The sequence below is a fragment of the Kitasatospora sp. NPDC096204 genome, from assembly GCF_044763205.1.
Classification (GTDB): domain Bacteria; phylum Actinomycetota; class Actinomycetes; order Streptomycetales; family Streptomycetaceae; genus Kitasatospora.
Window position 1 is genome coordinate 402,553 of record NZ_JBIWFT010000001.1, and the last position, 17,468, is coordinate 420,020.

Consider the following 17,468-nt stretch of genomic DNA (forward strand, 5'->3'; position numbering starts at 1 on the left):
GGTGCCTGCCGTGGGCTCGCCGCACCCCCCCCGGGGGGGCGGGGCGCCGCGGGCCCCCCGCGCCCGGGGGCGGCCGGGCTCCCGCGGGGCGCTGGCCCGCCGCCAGCAGCTCGCCCCCGCCCCGGGCCGGCCGGCGATTCGCTCAGGAATCGAAGCCGAGGCCGAAGCGGTCGAGGGTGCGCAGCCAGAGGTTGCGGTGTCCGGCGTTGGCGTCGGCGCGGGTGAGGGCCCACTGGGTGATCCCGATGCCGATCGAGCGGGCCGGCTCGGGCGGGAAGGGCAGCGGCTTGCGACGGACCATCTCCAGGGCGGTGCGTTCGGTGCGGGCGCCGGCCAGGAGGTCGAGCATCACCTCGGCCCCGAAGCGGGTGGCGCCGACGCCGAGGCCGGTGTAGCCGGCCGCGTAGGCGACCCGCCCGTCGTGGGAGAGGTCGAAGAAGGCGCTGAACCGGGTGCAGGTGTCGATCGCGCCGCCCCAGGCGTGGGTGAACCGCACGCCCTCCAGCTGGGGGAACGTCCGGGCGAAGTGCCGGGCGAGGGTGGCGAAGGTCTCCGGCCGCTGGTCGCGTTCGGCCCGGACCCGGCCGCGGAACCGGTGGACCACGTCGTAGCCGCCGAACAGGATGCGGTTGTCGGCGGAGAGCCGGACGTAGTGGAAGTGGTTGGCGCTGTCCGAGAAGCCCTGGCGGTTGCGCCAGCCCACCGAGGCGAGCTGGGCGGCGGTCAGCGGTTCGGTCATCAGCGCGTAGTCGTAGACCGGCACGGTGTACGGGCGGTGGCGGCGCAGCAGGGAGGGGAAGGCGTTGGTGGCGAGTGCCACGCGGCGGGCGCCGACGCGGCCGTACGGGGTGCGGACGGTGATCCCGCGCGGGGAGTCGGTCAGGCCGGTCGCGGGGGTGTGTTCGAAGATCCGCACGCCCTGGTCGAGGCAGGCCCGCTTGAGGCCCCAGGCGAGGCGGGCGGGGTTGAGCATGGCGACGCCCTCGCGGTCCCACAGCGCGCCGAGGAAGGTGGGGGAGTCGATCTCGGCGCGGACGGCCTCGCGGTCCAGGACGTCGGGCCGGCTGCCGTAGCGCGCGGCGAGGTCGGCGAACTCGTGCAGCTCGTCGACCTGGTGGGGCTCGGTGGCGACGACGAGGGAGCCGGTGCGCTCCCAGTCGCAGTCGATGCCGTGGCGCTCGACGGTGTCCTCCATGGCCTGGAGGTTGGCGGCCCCGAGGCGTTCCAGCGCGTCGAGTTCGCCGGGCCAGCGCTGGTACCCGTTGGCGAGGCCGTGGGTGAGGCTGGCTTCGCAGAAGCCGCCGTTGCGGCCGGAGGCGGCCCAGCCGGTCTCCTGCGCCTCGATGAGGACGACGTCGAGCGAGGGGTCGCGTTCCTTGGCGATGAGTGCGGTCCACAGTCCGCTGTAGCCGCCGCCGACCACGAGGAGGTCGCAGCGCACGTCGCCGACGACGGCGGAGGCGGCGGCGGGCCGGGCTGGGTCATCGAGCCAGAACGGCAGGGGCTGGGCGTCCTGGAGGGCACGGACGGGGTCGGCCATGGCGGTGGCTCCTTCGGTGCATGGCGGCGGTGCACGGAGGCCGGGCCTCCGTATGCCGCCATCAGACCGTCGCGCCGGATTCAACGTCAATGGTGTTGACATAAGGGTTGGGCCGACTGCCGTGAGCCCGATCCGGTCCGGGATCCCGGCTGGTGGGGTGTGCTCAGGATCCGGCCGGACGCGGGGGCAGGCCCGTGCCCGCGGCGGACAGCCCGCTGGCCGGCCTGCGCGTGCTGCTGACCAACGACGACTCCATGCAGACCGCCAAGGCCTCGAACGCCGACGGCCCCGGTCTCTACGAGCTGCGCCGCGCCCTCTGCGCGGCCGAGGCGGACGTCGCGCTGCTGCTCGGCTTCACCGCGCACGAGTTCGCCGCCCCGGGCTCCCAGGGTGACCGGTCGGACACCGAACTTCCCCTCCTGCTCAGCGCGTTGGGCCTGGACGAGCACCGGGCCGCGCGCTTCCTGGCCGAGCGGCCGGGCGCGGCGGAGGGCGAGGCGATCACCGACTGGCTGTTCCGCGCCCCGGCCCTGGCCATCGCCGAGGCCCGCGCCGAATGCGAACGGCCCACCTGGCTCTACCAGTTCGACTGGTCCGGCACCGCTCCCGGCCGCACCGGCCAGGCCTACCACTGCATCGACCTGCCCTTCGCCTTCGATCTCCTGCACGCCGAGGGCGTCACGGCGGCTCTCGGTACGGAGCCACCGCAGGATCTGGCCGACGCCGTCCACGGCGCCTGGGTCGCCTTCGTCCGCGACCTCGCCCCGGGTGCCGCCTGGCCCCCCTACCGGGACGGCCGCGCCACCATGCGCTGGCACGCCGAGCCGCGGCCGGAACGCGACCCGCTGAGCTCCGTGCGGGAGATCTGGCTCGGTGCGACATGCCCGCCGCCCCTGGGAGCCGCCCGGCGGATCGTGTGACTGTCCCCCGATCGGATCGTCGCTCCGATCGGGAGCGGCAGGGGAATCGGGAGGCGATGGTGCGGGCCTCTGCCCCACCTGGCCCTGCCCCCGGCGGTGCGTCGGGGGCAGGGCGGCCTGGTCGGCGTCAGTCCTGCGGCACGACCAGGGCGATCGCGAGCGGCCGGTCCCCGGCGCTGCGGCCGGCCTCGACGGTGTGCACGCCCGGGTTGACGCGCCAGGCGCGGGCGGCGGTGTCCCAGCTTTCCACGGCTCGGCGCGGGACGGTGATCCGCGCGGTGGCGACGGCGCCCGGCGCGGCCTCGACCACCGCGAAGCCGGCCAGCTGGCGGTCCGGGCGGCTGCGGTCGGAGCCGTCGGTGGCGAGGTAGACCTGCACCACCTCGCGCCCGGGGCGCTCGCCGGTGTTGCGCAGCCGTACGGTCACCTCGGCGAGCGCGTCGGTGGTGCCGTCCACCAGCCGTGCCTCCAGGCTCTCGTAGGACCAGGCGGTGTAGCCCTCGCCGGCTCCGAACCAGTACGCGGGTGCGGCGCCGGCCCGGCGCTGCCAGGCGCGGTAGCCGATGAACAGGCCCTCGCTGTAGTCGAGCCGGCCGTCGGTCGGCGTGACCTCCCGGACCGGGCTGTCGGCCTCCTCGGCGGGCCAGGTGGTGGGCAGCCGGCCGGTCGGCTCGACCGTGCCGAGCAGGACGTCGGCCAGCGCCTCGCCGGCCTGCTGGCCGGGGAACCAGCCGAGCAGCACGGCCGCCACCTCCTCGCGCCAGGGCATCAGGACCGGGGCGCCGGCGTTGACGACCACCACGGTGCGCGGGTTGGCGGCCGCGACCCGGGCGACCAGCTCGTCCTGGCGGCCGGGCAGCCGCAAGCCGGCCCGGTCCACGCCCTCGCTCTCCACCTCCTCGGTGGTGCCGACCACGACCACCGCGACCTCGGCGTCGCGAGCGGCCGCGACGGCCTGCTCGATCAGCTCCTCCGCGGAGGCGGCCGGCTCGGCGTGGCCGAGGGCGAAGGAGACCAGGCCGAAGCCGGCGACGTCGCCCGCCTCCGGCATGGTGTACGTCAGCGCGACCGCGACCTGTCCGTCCTCGGCGACGTCCAGTTCGACGCGGTGCTCCGGCGGGTTGAGGAAGGCCGCGGCCGGGTCCTCGCCCTCGGCGTTCAGCAGGCCGTCGAAGAGCACCCGGCCGTCCGCCTCCAGCCGGAACCGGCCGACGCCGCGGACGGCCAGCTGGTGCCGCCCGGCCGCGTCGGCGGTCAGGGTGCCGGTCAGCCGGACCTCGCGGAGGTCCTCGAAGGGAACTCCGCCGGGCAGGGCGCCGAGCCAGCGGACACCGCCGTCGGCCAGCGCGGTCGCGCCCAGGGAGCCCTCGGCGCCGCGTAGTTCGGCGCGGCACGGGAAGGCGGCCGGGGGGAGGAAGGTCCGTGGGTCGGCGCCGACCGCGTGGACCAGGCGGGTGCGGTCGCCCAGCGCGGCGCGCAGGCCGTCCAACGGGGTGACCAGTGTGGTCGGGAAGACCTGGGCGCTGCCGCCGCCGCCGATCCGGGGTTCGGCCGCGGCCGCGCCGAGCAGCGCCAGCGAGGCGGGGGCGGGATCCAGCGGCAGTACGCCGCCCTCGTTGCGCAGCAGGACGAAGGAGCGCGCCGCCAGCTCGCGTACCAGCGCCTCGCCGTCGATGGGCGCGGGCAGGTCCGCCGTCGGGACGGCGGCCGGCGAGCCGGCCAGCAGGCCGACCCGGGCGGCCAGCCGCAGGACCCGGCGGGCCATGTCGTCGACCACGGTCTCGGGCACCAGGCCCTCGCGGACGGCCCGCACCAGGTGTTCGCCGTAGACGGTGGCCGGGCCCGGCATCGCGACGTCGAGGCCGCCGAGCGCGGCCCGCACGGTGTCGCGGGCCCCGGTCCAGTCCGAGACCAGGATGCCGTCGAAGCCCCACTCCTCGCGCAGCACCGTGGTGTTGAGCTCGGTGTGCTCGCTCATGGTGGGGCCGTTGACGGCGTTGTAGGCGGCCATCAGGCCCCAGGGGTGGGCCTTCTTCACGATGGTCTCGAACGGCGCCAGGTACAGCTCGCGCAGGGTGCGCTCGTCCACCCGGACGTCGACGGTGTACCGGTCGGTCTCCGAGTCGTTGGCGACGAAGTGCTTGGGCGTGGTGCCGACGCCGCCGTCCTGGACGCCGGAGACCAGGGCGGTCCCGATCTCGCCGGTGAGCAGGGGGTCCTCCGAGTAGCACTCGAAGTGGCGTCCGCCGAGCGGGCTGCGGTGCAGGTTGACGGTCGGCGCGAGCACCACGTGGGCGCCCTTGCGCCGGGCCTCCTGGGCGAGCAGCCGGCCGGCCCGGCGGACCAGGTCGAGGTCCCAGGTGGCGGCGAGCGCGGTCGGCGAGGGCAGGGCCACGGACGGGTCGTCCGGGGTCCACTGCTCGCCGCGCACGCCGGCCGGGCCGTCGGACATCACCAGCCGGCCGAGGCCGATCTCCTCGTCGGCCGGCAGTGACCACATGTCGGCCCCGGCGAGCAGGGCGACCTTGGCGGGCAGGTCCAGGCGGGCGAGGGCGGTGTCGACGGCGGCCTCACGCCGGGCGTCGGTGGTCACGGAGGTCTCCCTGAGGTGTTTCTCGCGGTGGTTCACGGTTCAGATCCACCCTTCCAGCGCGGCCATGAAGCCGGCGTGGTCGTCCCGGTGGACGGTGTGCCCGGCGCCCGGCACGGTGCGCACCTCGAAGCCGCGCCCGCGCAGCAGCTCGGCGTCCGAGGCGCTCACCAGGAAGCTCTGGTCGGCCAGGACCACCAGGGAGGGCACGGCGGGGGCGGTCGGCAGGCCGGACTCCTGGCCGGGCATGGCCAGGGCGGAGTCCGGGTCCCAGGCGGCGAGGGTGGCGAGCTCGACGTCGATGTCGGCGTCCTCCCAGCGCGGGTTGAGGGCGGCGACCTGGTCCCGGGTGGCGTTGCGGAATTCCACGAACATTGCCGGGTCGACCCCCTCGGCCTGCGCGAACTGCCAGCCCGGGTCGACGTAGACGGCGCGGGCCGGCTTCAGCCGCTCGACGGCGCGCAGCAGGGTGATGCCGCCGAGCGAGTGCCCGATGGCCAGCTCGGCCCCGGCGGGCAGGGTCTCGACCAGGTCCTCGGCGTAGGCGTCCAGGGCGTAGCGCTCCTGCGGGGTGCCGCCGGTGCCGCGCGGGCTCAGCCCGTGGCCGCGCTGGTCGACGGCGATGACCCGGTAGCCGCGTTCGGCCAGGGCCGGGCCGACCCGCCGCCAGGTGCGGTGGTCGGACATGATGCCGTGCACCAGGAGCGCGACGCGGTCTCCGGTGCCCCACTCGTGGGTGTGCAGCTTCATAGAGGAGAAACCTTTCTGGTGAATGACCGGAACGTGGGCTAGCGGACGCCTCGGATCGGGCGGACCGCCAGGGCGCCGGCCGCCGCGAGTGCGGCGCCGAGCAGGAACAGGGGGGTGTAGCCGCCGAGGCCGACCACGGCGGAGGCCACGAAGGGCGCGACGATCTGCGGCCCGGAGTTGGCGATGTTGAGGACGCCCATGTCGCGGGCGGCGTCCTCGGCCTTGGGCAGCACCATGGTGACCAGCGCGGTGTCGACGGCCATGAAGCAGCCGAACGCGAGGCCGTTGACGGCGGAGAAGACGATCATGGCGGGCCAGGTGGGGCTGATCACCGGGATCAGCAGGGCGATCCCGGAGAGCGCCGCCGAGAGCGAGACGAACAGCTTGCGGCGGTCCAGCCGGTCCGAGAGCACCCCGCCGACGACGGTGGAGACGGCCATGGCGACCGAGGAGACCGGGGTGAGGATCGCGATCGCGCCCTCGGGGGAGAGGCCGCCGGGCAGGTCGATGTGGTCCTGGAGGATGTACAGCTGGTAGCCGACGACGGCGAAGTAGCCCAGGACCAGCAGCGCCCGGCCGACGAACGCCCAGCGGAAGTCCGGCACGCGCAGCACGCCGAGGAAGGCCGCGGCCTGCTCGCGCAGCGGCGCGGGCTGCTTGGCGGGCATGCGGCGCTCGCGGGCGAGGCCGCTGAAGAGCGCGGCAGCCAGGGCGACCAGCAGTCCGAGTACGAGGTAGCCGGTGCCGATGCGGTCGGAGAAGGCGGAGGCCGCCAGCACGCCGAGGGTGGAGCCGACCGGCAGGCCGAGTCCGACGGCGGCGGAGGCGGTGCCCCGGCGCTCCGCCGGGACGCGGTCGGGCACCACCGAGGTGAGCGCGGCCTGGTAGAAGTTCATCGCCGCCTGGCCGAGGCACCAGGCGATGCAGACCAGCAGCACCGAGTTCACGCTGCCGAGCAGGGCCATGGCGGCCACCGTGGCCAGGCCGCCGCCCAGGATCCACGGGTTGCGCCGGCCGGAGCGGTCGGACAGGGCACCGGCGAACGGGTTGAAGAAGGTGGCGAAGATCGCGGCCACGCCGCTGACCAGGCCGAGGTTGGCCACCTTGGAGGCCGGGTCGAGGTGCTCGATGTGCAGCGGTAGCAGCACGCTGCCGATGCCGAGGTAGAGCGCGTACATCGCCGTGTTGCCGGCGAAGAGCAGCGGCAGCAGGCCGCGGGTGGCGGGCGCCGGGTCGTCCGTACGGACTCTCGGGCCGTCCTGCGGCACGTCGCGGGCGGGGGAAAGGGCCACATTGCCCTCCGGGAGAGAGTGCCCGGCGGTCGGGTGGGGACCGGGCGGCGGATCTGGAATCAGGTTACACGTGTAACGGTTACTCGTGTAACCAGCTGTTTAGCAGGGGATTCCACCCCACGGCCAGAGCCGGCCGTGAAAAGATTCGAACCGTTATGAACAGAGACCCCACCGAACCCAGCGCCCCGCCGCCCACCAGCGCCGATGTCGCCCGGCTGGCCGGCGTCTCCCGCGCCACGGTCTCCTTCGTGCTCAACAACACGGCCGGCGGCCGGGTCAGCGAGCAGACGCGGGCCAAGGTCAGGGCCGCCGCCGACCGGCTCGGCTACGTCCCACACGCCGCGGCCCGCTCGCTGCGGGCCGGCCGTACGGGCCTGGTGCTCCTGGCCGGCGCCGCCGTACCGATCGGCCCGTTGTTCAGCGGCTTCCACCGTGAGCTGCAGGAGGCCCTGAACCGCCGGGGCTACACCGGGGTCCTGCACGGCTCCACCCCGGGCGGCGGCGAGGACGCCGCCCGTGCCTGGGCCGAGCTCCGGCCCACGGCCGTGCTCTGCCTCACGCCCGGGCTCACCCCCGACGGCGTGCGGATCCTGCGGCGCTCCGGCACCCGGGCGGTGCTCACCCTCGGGGCCCCACCGGTGTCCGGCGCGCACGCGCTGATCATGGACCAGCGTGAGGTCGGCGTCAGTGCCGTCGCCCACCTGCTGGACCGTGGCCGCCGCCGGATCGGCGTCGTCATGCCGACCGACCCGGGGCTCGCCCTCTTCAGTGGCCCCCGGCTGGCCGGTGCCCGGAGCGCCGCCGCATCGGCGGGCTCCGGTGCCCTGGTCGAGCCGCTGCCGCTGGACTACACCGAGGAGTCCGCCGCCGAACTCGCCGTCCGGTGCCGCGAACTCGCCCTGGACGGACTGTTCGGCTACAACGACGAGTACGCGATGCTCGCCCTGCGCGCCTTGCAGGACGCCGGTCTGGACGTCCCCGGGGCGGTGGCCCTGGTCGGTGCCGACGACCTGCTGCTCGCCCGGCTGCTGCGGCCCCGGCTGAGCTCGGTCCGGATGAGGCTGCCGTCCGGCGAGGAGCTGGCCGAGCTCGTCGACCGCGTGGTCTCCGACCCGGAGGCACCCCCGCTCAACCGGGACCTGATGACCGTCGAGCTGATCGCCCGCGACTCCTCGTAGAACCCTCCTCGAACTTCCGTCGCCGGCCGCCGGCGGGGACCGCCCCCGGGTGCCTGGACGCCCGGGGGCGGCGTGTTGACGGACCGGTCGACGGCCGATCGCCGAAGGTGCGGCAGCGCGACCAGCCCACCCTTCGTCCTGCGGTTGTGGAGACCGGGCCCTCCGGTCCGCCGGAGGGCCCGGGCGCCATGTCGGTTCCTCCGGCGGGAAAGGGGAAACGGCCCCACCGCCCAATCGCGGTGGGGCCGCCTTCAATCCAGGAACGGGGCGTCAGTGCCGGTGGCTCCGACGGCGGGAGGCGAGGACGAGGGCCGCGCCGCCGAGGACGACGGCGGCGCCGATGCCGCCGATCAGCGCGACCTGGCTGCCCGTCGCGGCGAGGCCGCCGCCGCCGCCGCCGTTACCGCCGGCGCCCGGCTGCTGCGTGCCGGTGGGCTCCGGGTGGGAGCTGGGGCTGCCGGTCGCCGTCGCCGAGGGCGAGGACGTCGGGGACGGCGTCGACATGGTCACCGTCACCGTGGCGGTGCACTCGCCGGCGGTCGAGCCGACCGGGCAGGTGCCGCCGGGCCGGTCGGACACCACGGTGTTGCGCAGCGTGTGGTCCCCGGCGGCCGGGTCGTTCACCTTCACCGTGTACGTCACCCGGGCGCTGCCGCCGACCGGCAGGTCGCCGGTCCAGCCGAGCACCGGCTGGGCGTAGGACACCTTGCCGGAGGTGGCGGTGGCATCACCGTTGTACGTGGCGTCGTCGAGGACGGCGCTCAGGTCGTCGGTGACGTTCAGCCCGGTGATCGGCGCGTTCCCGGTGTTGGTGATGTCCACCTGGTACTTCACGGTGTCACCGGGCAGGGCCTGGGCCTTGTCGGCGGTCTTGGCGAGCCGGTAGCCGGCGTGCTCGGAGACGGTGTTGCGCACGGTGTTGCTGGTGCGCTGCTGGTCGCGGCCGGTCTGGGCGCCGCGGTAGGCCAGCGAGGAGGTGTTGTCGAGCTTGGTGCCCGGCGCGAGCCCGGCGTCGACCCGGGCGCGGAAGGAGACGGTGGTCTCGGCGCCCGGCGCGAGGTCGGCGGCGGTGCAGGTGACGTTGCGTCCGGCGGCGGTGCAGCCGGGGCCGGAGCCGTCGACGTAGCCGGTGCCGGTGGGCAGCACGTCGGTCAGGGTGACGCCGGTGGCGGTGTCGAGGTCGGCGGTGCTGCCGTCCTTGCGTCGGTTGGCGACGGTGAAGGTGTAGGTGATCTCGGCGCCGGGGTCGACGGTGCCGGGCGGGTTGTTCGTGGTGGAGCCGGCCGGCTTGTTGGCCTTGGTGATCTGCAGATCCGGTTCGAGCGCGTCGACGGCGAGCCAGGCCGCCTGCGGGTGCAGCGCGTCGCCCGCGCCGTTGATCCGGAGCACGGCCTGGGTGCTGCCGGCGGGGATCTTGCCGGTGACGTCGATCATCCGGGCGTCGTAGCCGTAGTTGTTGACCGGCGCGGGGTCGCGGGTCGTGATGTTGGTGCCCGTCCCGTTCGCCGCGACGTGGTCGATCCGGCCGGCGAAGGCGTTGTCGGTGGCGGCGCCGGCGGGGCCGGGCATCGACAGCAGCGTCAGGTTGTCGGTCGAGGAACCGATCAGCAGCTGGTCGCCCTGGATCGGTGCGTCGCCGTCGCCGACGGTGACCCCCATGGTGGCCCGCGGGGCCGTGGCGGGCGTGTGGATGCCGGAGAGGGTGAGCGTCGCCAGGTTGTCGGGGTGGCGCAGCAGTTGGAAGCCGTCCCAGACCTGGAGGTAGCGCAGCGGCTCCGCCTGGTTCTCGTAGGCCACCACCAGCGACCAGCCGCCCCAGCAGCCCACGTTGTTGCCGCCGTAGTTCTGCGCGGAGGAACGTCCGGCGCACGCCTGGATGTTCGAGACGGTGTAGTTGCCCGGGCCGGCGGCCTTCACCTGGGCGGTGACGTCCTTCACGCCCGCCCCGGCGAGCAGCGGCTCCGGCGGGTTGCCGCCGACCTGCTGGTCGAACCAGTCGTAGGTGTCGGCGGTGAGCTGCTCGTAGGAGGAGCCGCCGGGGACCTTCCAGGACACCGTGTTGCCGGTGTTGATGTCCCCTGAGGTGCCGCCCGCGTTGCTGGTGTTGGTCGGGTTGAACTGCCAGTACAGACGGGCCGACAGCACCTGGGACCCGGCCGGGATCGCCAGCTGCGCGGAGGACGCGTTGTTGCCGGGCGCGTTCGGGTCGGTCTTCACGTACTTGGTGCGGTTGTTGTTGGTGCCCTCGGTGTCGTTGCAGACCGAGCCGTCGCTGTCGTCGCAGGTCAGCACCGAGTTGGACGCCATGGTGAGGTTGCCGTGCGCGAGCAGGTCCACCGTCGGGGCCGGGCCGATCGGCCGCTGGGCGGCGGCCCCCCGAGCGGCCTTGCCCGCCGGGGCCTTGTCCGCGGTCGGAGCGGCCGACGCCGAGGGGGCGACGAGCGCCGCGGACGGGGCGAACGCGAGCGCCGAGGCGGCGAGAACCCCGAGGACCGCCCTGCCGGGCAGGCGCCGGGGCCGGCGTTCGGCTGCCGGGCGTTCCCCGCTGCTGGCGGATGGTATGCGGTCTCTCATGGGGGACTCCAGGAGTTGTTCGGGGGTTCAGGAGGGTGAGGGTGTGCCCTCCGGGAGGAATCGTGACGATACGTCCGGATTCGACCGGGCCCAATAATATGTCACATCCCTTTGTTCATCGCTCAACAGTTTCGCCGCAGCCACCGAACAGGAGTCCGGGAAGCCCCGGTGGCCGCGCCGGACCTCTTTGCCGAACGCGCGATCGACCCCGTCGACACCCGCGACCGCGCCGCGCCGGCCGCCGCCGTGGCCACCGGCGCGGCGCCCAAGTGGCCGGTGTTCCGGGGTCATCAGGAGCAGCGCGACGGGGAGCTCGGGGCCGGGGTGGGAAGCGTCCCGACCTGGGGCCGTGGCTCACCGAGGGCCAAGGCGAGTGGGACGCGATGGTGTGGGCGGTGGTCGCCGACGTGACGTTCACCAGCGCCGACCGCCCGGATCACCCCTCGGTGTTCACCAGCCGTCGGTGAGCCGGAAGGGGCGTGTGAAGGAGGCTCCGCCCGTGTTGACCCATTCGTCGAGGACGCCGTAGGTGTCGTTGCGGGCGATGAGGTCGGCGTGGCCGGTGCCGCGGAAGTCCCCGGCGAGCGTCTGGGAGAACGGGCCCCAGCCGTCGGTGACGAGGACGCGGCTGCCGAAGGTGCCGTCCCCGTTGCCGGGCCACAGGTACAGGTTGCCCGTCGGGTCCTCCCGGGCCATCAGGTCGGCGTGGCCGGGGCCCAGTAGTCGTACCTGGCCGGGAGGTCGGCGCCGTCGGTGTCCTGGCTGTGGTCGGCGCCGTCGCCGGGAGCGGAGGTGTAGGAGGTGGTGAGCGTGTAGGGGTGGTAGGGCGCGGTGGTGATCCCGTTGGGGATCCAGAGGCTGACCAGCTGGTTCTCGTCCGCGGCGACCGGGAAGGCGGTGGGGTCGCTGTAGATCTCGCCGCCGGGCGGGATGACGGCCTGGCCGGATCGCCGAACGTCAGGGTGACGGGCGCGGCGGTTGCCGTGGCCGGGTTCCCGCTCCGGGCCGCGGTCCCGTCCTGGGCCGCGATGGTGGCGTGCCCGATGGTCACCGGGGCCGGGCTGAAGGTGTTCGCCAAGCGGATCCGGGCGGAGCTGCCGCCGATGCTGGTGTGGATGACCATGCGCAGCGTCTGCCGGCCCGTCACGCCCGAGGAGGCGGGTGGTCCGGCCAGGCTCATGGCGGTGCCCCAACTCCCGGTCCAGGCCGAGGACGCGGGCCGGGGTGCGCTCGGGCCGGACGCCGGCGCGGCAGCCAGCGGCCCGCAGCCGGTGGTCGCGTACGCGGGGGCCGTGGGCGGCAGGGTGACGAACGCGCCGACGACGACAGCGGCCGCCGTCATGGCGGACGAGCACCCGACCGCGATCGTCGACGGAAACGGCGTCCTCCACGTGTTCGCCGTCGGCACCGACGGCCGCGTCTACTTCCGTGCGGGCACCTCGGCCACCGGCTTCGGCGGCTGGCAGGGCCTGCCGCTCTGACCGCACGTCTCGCCGGCCGGTCGGGGGCGGTCCCGACCGGTCGGCGGGCCCCAGGTCGGCGGGCCTCGTGTGGCGGGGTGGGCCGAGAGGCCCGCTTCGCGCATGGAGGGCTTTCTCCGTGCCGCGCGGGCCGTTCCCGGTAGCGGGATCGATCAGCCGGACGGGAGCCACCGCGGGACGCCGGCCGCCGAGGTGGTGGACGAGCAGCCGTCCGCGGTGGTCGTGATGGTCCTGCCGTTGACGGCGATCGGTGAGAGCGGTCCGTGCTGTCGGCGCCGCCGGCGCTGTCCGCAGCCCCGCCCCGCCCGGCCCCGGCACCAGGGCGGGGCCCGGCCGGGCGCACCCGATCGGGCCGCCCAACCGCGCACCCGGTAGAACGCCGGCTCGTTCCGCAAGGCGTCAGCCGGCCCGGGCGGTGGGGGACCTCCTGTGAGCGTGAAGACGGCTACCCGGCAGCTGCACGGCGGGTGCCTCCACTCCTTCCGGGAGTCCGGCGCCCCACTCCCGGAAGGCGGAGGCGCCTGACCCGGCGTACGGGAAGGGGCGGGGCGCGCTCAGGCGCCGTGCCAGGACTTCCACAGCGCGGCGTACCCGCCGCCGGCCGCCAACAGCTCTTCGTGACTGCCCAGTTCGGTCACCCGACCGCCTTCCATGACCGCGACCCGGTCCGCGTCGTGGGCGGTGTGCAGGCGGTGGGCGATGGCGATCACGGTGCGTTCCCTGAGCACGGCCGCCAGCGAGCGCTCGGTGTGCCGGGCCGTGGTCGGGGCGAGCAGGGAGGTGGCCTCGTCCAGGATCAGCGTGTGCGGGTCGGCCAGGACCACCCGGGCCAGGGCGAGTTGCTGGGCCTGCTGAGCGTCCAGGCGGAGCCCACCGGCACCGAGTTCGGTGTCCAGCCCGTCCGGCAGCTCGTCCACCCAGTCGATGTCGACGGCGGCCAGCGCCGCGTGCAGGTCCTGGTCGGCCGCGGCGGGCGCGGCGATCAGGAGGTTGTCCCGGACGGTGCCGAGGAAGACGTGATGTTCCTGGGAGACCATGACGACGTGTCGGCGCAACTGGGCCGGGTCGAGCTCGGCGACAGGTACCTGCCCCACCGTCACCCGTCCGGTGCGGGGCGTCTGCACCCCGGCCAGCAGCCGGCCCAGAGTGGACTTGCCGGCTCCGGACGGGCCGACGACCGCCAGCCGCTCGCCCGGACGGACGGTGAGGTCGACGCCGTGCAGGACGTCCCGCTCGCCCTGGTAGGCGTACCGGACGTCGACCACGTCGATCCGGTCGTCCGCGGGCCGGCCGCCGCCGGTCACGGCCGGGGCGTCCACCTGGCCGACGCCCTCGACTCGGGCGAAGGAGGCGTTGCTGCGCTGGAGTTGGTCGAGCCAGAGCAGGACCTTGTCCAGCGGCTCGGAGAGCTTCCAGAAGTAGAGAGCACAGGCGACCACCGCGCCGGTGGTGACCGCGCCGGTGTCGCGCAGGGCGGCGCCGAGCAGCAGGATGCCCGCGACCGGGGCGATGTACGAGAACTCGACCACGGGAAAGAGGACGGTGCGCAGGTTGAGGGTGTGGGTACGGGCGACCCGGCAGTGCTCCACCGCCTCGGCCGTGGCGGCGATCCGGCGGTCCTGGAGGCCCAGGGCCTCGACGGTGCGGGCCCCTGCCGCGGTGGAGGTGAGGATCTCGATCAGCGCGGAGTTGGCGGCGCCTTCGGCGAGGTATCCCGCGTGTGCACGGTGCAGGTACCAGCGGGTGGCGAACCAGATCCCGGAGAGGCAGAGCAACCCGCAGATACCGAGCAGCGGGTTGACCGCGAGCATGGCGACCAGGATCAGGAGGATCTGGACGAGCGCCACCGAGACCTCCGGCCCGGCGTCGCGCAGGGTGGTGCCGACGGTGGCGACGTCGGCGGTGCCGCGCGTCAGCAGGTCACCGGCGCCGGCGCGTTCGGCCACCGAAGCGGGCAGGGCGAGGGAGCGGTCGACGAACCGCTCTCGGATCCGCGCCAGAGTCCGCTCGCCGAAGCGGTGAGCGGCGTAGCGGGCGAAGCGGCCGAGGAGCAGCTGCGCGAGCGCGAAGCAGAGGATGCCGAGGGCGAGTCGGTCGACGTGTCCGACCCCGGCGCCGCCCCGGACGTCGTCGATGATCCGGCCCAGCAGCCAGGGGCCGCCCAGACCGGCGGCCGCGGCCAGTCCGTTGAGGGTCAGCATCGCGGCGACCGCACGGCCGTCCTGCCCCATCAGGCGCACGGCGGCCCGGCGGACCTCGGCGGGACCGGCAATCGGGAGCCGTCCGGGGGCGGTCTCGGTCTGAGCGGTCATCGGACGGCCTCCTCGGCGGGCGTGGACCCGGTGGCGGTGTCGCCGCGGGCCACCAGCGCGCGGTAGCCGGGCTCCGATGCGAGCAGTTCCTGGTGCGGGCCGGCCGCCGCCAGACGGCCGTCGACGAGGTAGCAGACGGTGTCGGCCTGCTCCAGGAGGACGGGGGAGGTCGAGGTGAGGGCGGTGGTGCGCCCGGTCCGCGCCCGGCGTAGCCCAGCGGCCATGGCGGCCTCGGTGTGGGCGTCCACGGCGGAGGTGGGCTCGACCAGCAGGAGCACCTCCGGGTCCGCCAGCAGGGCACGGACCAGCCGCAGCCGCTGGCGCTGACCGCCGGAGAGGTTGCTGCCCTGGGCCTGGATCACGGTGTCCAGGCCCTCGGGCAGTGCCCGCACGATGTCCTCCGCCGCGGCGTCTCTGACGGCCTGGGCGATGAACGGGCCGGTGTGCTCGGACCGGCCGCCGACCACGGTGCGCAGCGTGCCGGAGAAGAAGTCGGCGTCGTTGTCCGCCACCACGATCCGGCTGCGGATCTCGGCCAGGGCGACCTCGGCGAGCGGCACGCCGCCCCAGGTCGCAGCGGATGCGCTGTACCGGCCGAGCCGGTCGACCACGGCCGCGGAATCGGCCGGGCGAGCGCTCACGATCGCGGTCAGCCGACCCGGGAGCAGTTCCACACCGGTGTCCGCGTCGTACAGGACTGAGGGCTCGTCACGGACTGGCCGGAGTGTTGCGGCGTCTTCGAAGGCGGGCTTCAGGTCGAGCATCCGGACCACCCGACGGGCGGCCACCAGACCCCTGGTGAGGTCGTATCCGCCCTCGATGAAGTTGGAGACCGGCACCACCAGGACGGCGACGTAGCCGTAGACGGCGACCAGCGTGCCGATCGTGATGGTGCCCTCGGCGGCCATCCGGGCGGCCAGCCAGGTCACCAACGCGAGGAAGAGGGCGGGCAGGCCGACCGAGAGCGCCTGGATCCAGCTGGTCACGGCGCCGACCCGGTATCCCTCGGCCTGCAGGTTCTGCGATCCGCGCAGGTAGCGGCCGGCCATCATCTCCTTGCCGCCGATGCCGTTGAGTACGCGCATGCCGCCGACGATGTCCCCGAGCCGGGCGGTCAGCGCCCCCTGCTGCTCGCGGTACTCGGACTCCGCGCCCTGGAGGCGTTCCAGTAGCGGCCCGACCACGACCGCGAGCAACGGCACCCCCAGCAGGACCACGAGGGCGAGCGGGACGGAGACCGACATCAGCAGCGCGGCCGCCACCAGGTACGCGACGACAGCACCGACGCCCGGGCCGGTGATCGTCAGTGTCTGGCTCATCTGCGCGACGTCGCCCACACCGATGCCGACCACCTCGCCGGCCGTCACCTTTCGGGGCAGTTCGGCACCCAGCCGAGTGGAGTGCGCGACCACGACCTTGATGGTCCGGAAGGTGGCGTCCATCCGGACCCGCGTCATGATGCGGTGGCGTATGATGCCGAGCCATGCGTTGAGCAGCGCGGCGCCGACCAGTGCGGCCACCCAGCCGACCAGGACGCCGGTCTTCCCCCGCTGGAGCCCGTCGTCGATCGCACGCTGCATGAGGTACGGCGGCAGCAGGAGGCAGACCATCCAGAGGGTGCCGATCACCGCACCACCTGTCACCCGTCGGCGCTGACTCATGGTCAGCCACCACAGGTAGCGCGCAGCACTTCGGTGGTCCGGGGTTCCCGGGTCGGCATACGAATCCGTCATGAGTGGAACCCTAACCACCTTTCCTGGTCCTTGTCCGGAATTTCCTTCCATCTCCCGACCGACCGCCTGTGGCTGTAGCCGCCACGGGCAGGAGCTGCTTCATCATGAAGAAGCAGCTTCGCGGAATCTGTGCGGGCTGCTGGAACCGGCTCGACCAGGCCACGGGATGCCGAAGTGCGGGGGAGAAGCGTTTCACCCCGCATTCTGCCGCCCTTCAGAATATTCGCCGAGGATAATCCGGCGAGAAATCCGCCAGGGAGTTCTCGACCCCTTGGACATATTGATCAGACCGGCCTCGATCGACGCCGCGAGAACGGCTGGGAGATTTCCGTCGAGATGGTCGCGGCTCGCGTCCACTCCTGAGGATTCCCTTCCCTGTGGCCACTGCCGGGTGGAAGTTCGGCCCTGACCGCCGGGTGGACGGACGCCGCTCGATCCCGGTGCGCGGGGGGATCCGGCCCCAGGCCTCGGTCCAGTCCCGGACGCCCAGTTGCCGATCCGACCCGGGGCGCGCGCCCGGCGGCCGGTGGGGCCGCGTCATGGCCCCACGGTTCCGCGTCCCGAGCCGGCCGCACCGGCCTCGGAGCGAACCCGGACGAGAGCGGCTCGACTTCGGCTGACCTGTCGCCCCCCGGCACGTCGCGTAGCCGGACCGGGTCTGCCCGCCCGTGACCTGTGGGAGTGCCACCGTGGCACGGAGCGGGACGGCTGCCTACGCGGATCGCAACCTGGAAATACTGCCGCATTCCGGGAAAGTCGAGCAGGGTAAAGCCCTGGAAAGGCCGGGGCAGTGTGGGGGCAAATGTTCCGTTGAATCAGCGTTGTGTGCCGGGGCACTTGTGTGCTACAGTTTTGCTGATTATAAATGGGCTCGCGCGAGGGGTGGGGTCGGTGGGCTCGCGACGGCGATCGGGTCCCGCGGCGGTGCGCGGATAAGCGTGTGAGGCCACGATCGGTGGCCCTGTGGGGTGCGGTTCGGAACTACTTTCAGCCCGTGGGCGTTGTGCTTTTGGCGTGACTTTTCCCGGTCATGAGTACATGGGGGTAATCATGATTCAGTTTCGCGTGCTCGGCCCGTTGGAGATCGTTCGGGACGGC

The 17,468-nt window shown here is 73.8% G+C and carries 11 protein-coding genes; 3 read left to right on the top strand and 8 right to left on the bottom strand.

Annotated features, from left to right (window positions below):
• Positions 1 to 142: 142 nt before the first annotated feature.
• Positions 143 to 1,540, bottom strand: coding sequence for an NAD(P)/FAD-dependent oxidoreductase (locus ACIQ87_RS01380; protein WP_402399774.1), 1,398 nt, complete (start codon positions 1,538 to 1,540; stop codon positions 143 to 145).
• 194 nt (positions 1,541 to 1,734) lie between these two features.
• On the opposite strand from ACIQ87_RS01380, the gene ACIQ87_RS01385 reads away from it, so the two are divergent.
• Positions 1,735 to 2,460, top strand: coding sequence for a carboxylesterase family protein (locus ACIQ87_RS01385; protein ID WP_402399777.1), 726 nt, complete (start codon positions 1,735 to 1,737; stop codon positions 2,458 to 2,460).
• Positions 2,461 to 2,587: 127 nt separating this feature from the next.
• Here ACIQ87_RS01385 and ACIQ87_RS01390 read toward each other — a convergent pair whose 3' ends face one another.
• The 3 genes from ACIQ87_RS01390 to ACIQ87_RS01400 are packed head-to-tail and all read right to left on the bottom strand — an operon-like array spanning position 2,588 to position 7,092.
• On the bottom strand, positions 2,588 to 5,053 hold the full coding sequence (locus tag ACIQ87_RS01390) for a beta-glucosidase (protein ID WP_402399779.1): 2,466 nt from the start codon (positions 5,051 to 5,053) through the stop codon (positions 2,588 to 2,590).
• A 39-nt stretch (positions 5,054 to 5,092) separates the two neighbouring features.
• Entirely contained in the window at positions 5,093 to 5,800 is a 708-nt protein-coding gene (locus ACIQ87_RS01395) for an alpha/beta fold hydrolase (protein WP_402399782.1), read from the bottom strand.
• Between the two features lie 38 nt (positions 5,801 to 5,838).
• On the bottom strand, positions 5,839 to 7,092 hold the full coding sequence (locus tag ACIQ87_RS01400) for an MFS transporter (protein WP_402399785.1): 1,254 nt from the start codon (positions 7,090 to 7,092) through the stop codon (positions 5,839 to 5,841).
• Between the two features lie 155 nt (positions 7,093 to 7,247).
• On the opposite strand from ACIQ87_RS01400, the gene ACIQ87_RS01405 reads away from it, so the two are divergent.
• Positions 7,248 to 8,270 (top strand): LacI family DNA-binding transcriptional regulator, encoded by a 1,023-nt coding sequence (locus tag ACIQ87_RS01405; protein ID WP_402399788.1) that lies wholly within the window; start codon positions 7,248 to 7,250, stop codon positions 8,268 to 8,270.
• A gap of 270 nt (positions 8,271 to 8,540) precedes the next feature.
• Here ACIQ87_RS01405 and ACIQ87_RS01410 read toward each other — a convergent pair whose 3' ends face one another.
• Together ACIQ87_RS01410 and ACIQ87_RS01415 are read right to left on the bottom strand one after the other, a co-directional pair.
• Positions 8,541 to 10,844, bottom strand: a complete 2,304-nt coding sequence (locus tag ACIQ87_RS01410) for a hypothetical protein (RefSeq protein ID WP_402399791.1) — start codon at positions 10,842 to 10,844, stop codon at positions 8,541 to 8,543.
• A gap of 450 nt (positions 10,845 to 11,294) precedes the next feature.
• Positions 11,295 to 11,792 carry an FG-GAP-like repeat-containing protein gene (locus ACIQ87_RS01415; RefSeq protein ID WP_402400015.1) on the bottom strand — a complete coding sequence of 166 codons (498 nt, stop codon included), beginning with the start codon at positions 11,790 to 11,792 and terminating at the stop codon, positions 11,295 to 11,297.
• A gap of 95 nt (positions 11,793 to 11,887) precedes the next feature.
• Between ACIQ87_RS01415 and ACIQ87_RS01420 the strand changes: the two genes are divergently transcribed.
• Positions 11,888 to 12,325 carry a hypothetical protein gene (locus ACIQ87_RS01420; protein WP_402399793.1) on the top strand — a complete coding sequence of 146 codons (438 nt, stop codon included), beginning with the start codon at positions 11,888 to 11,890 and terminating at the stop codon, positions 12,323 to 12,325.
• A gap of 554 nt (positions 12,326 to 12,879) precedes the next feature.
• On the opposite strand, the gene ACIQ87_RS01425 is transcribed toward ACIQ87_RS01420, so the two are convergent.
• Positions 12,880 to 14,637, bottom strand: a complete 1,758-nt coding sequence (locus ACIQ87_RS01425) for an ABC transporter ATP-binding protein (RefSeq protein ID WP_402399796.1) — start codon at positions 14,635 to 14,637, stop codon at positions 12,880 to 12,882.
• The gene (locus ACIQ87_RS01430) at positions 14,634 to 16,370 is read right to left on the bottom strand and encodes an ABC transporter transmembrane domain-containing protein (RefSeq protein WP_402399798.1); all 1,737 of its coding nucleotides are present in this window, start codon (positions 16,368 to 16,370) and stop codon (positions 14,634 to 14,636) included. Before ACIQ87_RS01430 ends, ACIQ87_RS01425 begins: the two co-directional genes overlap by 4 nt.
• Positions 16,371 to 17,468 lie beyond the last annotated feature (1,098 nt).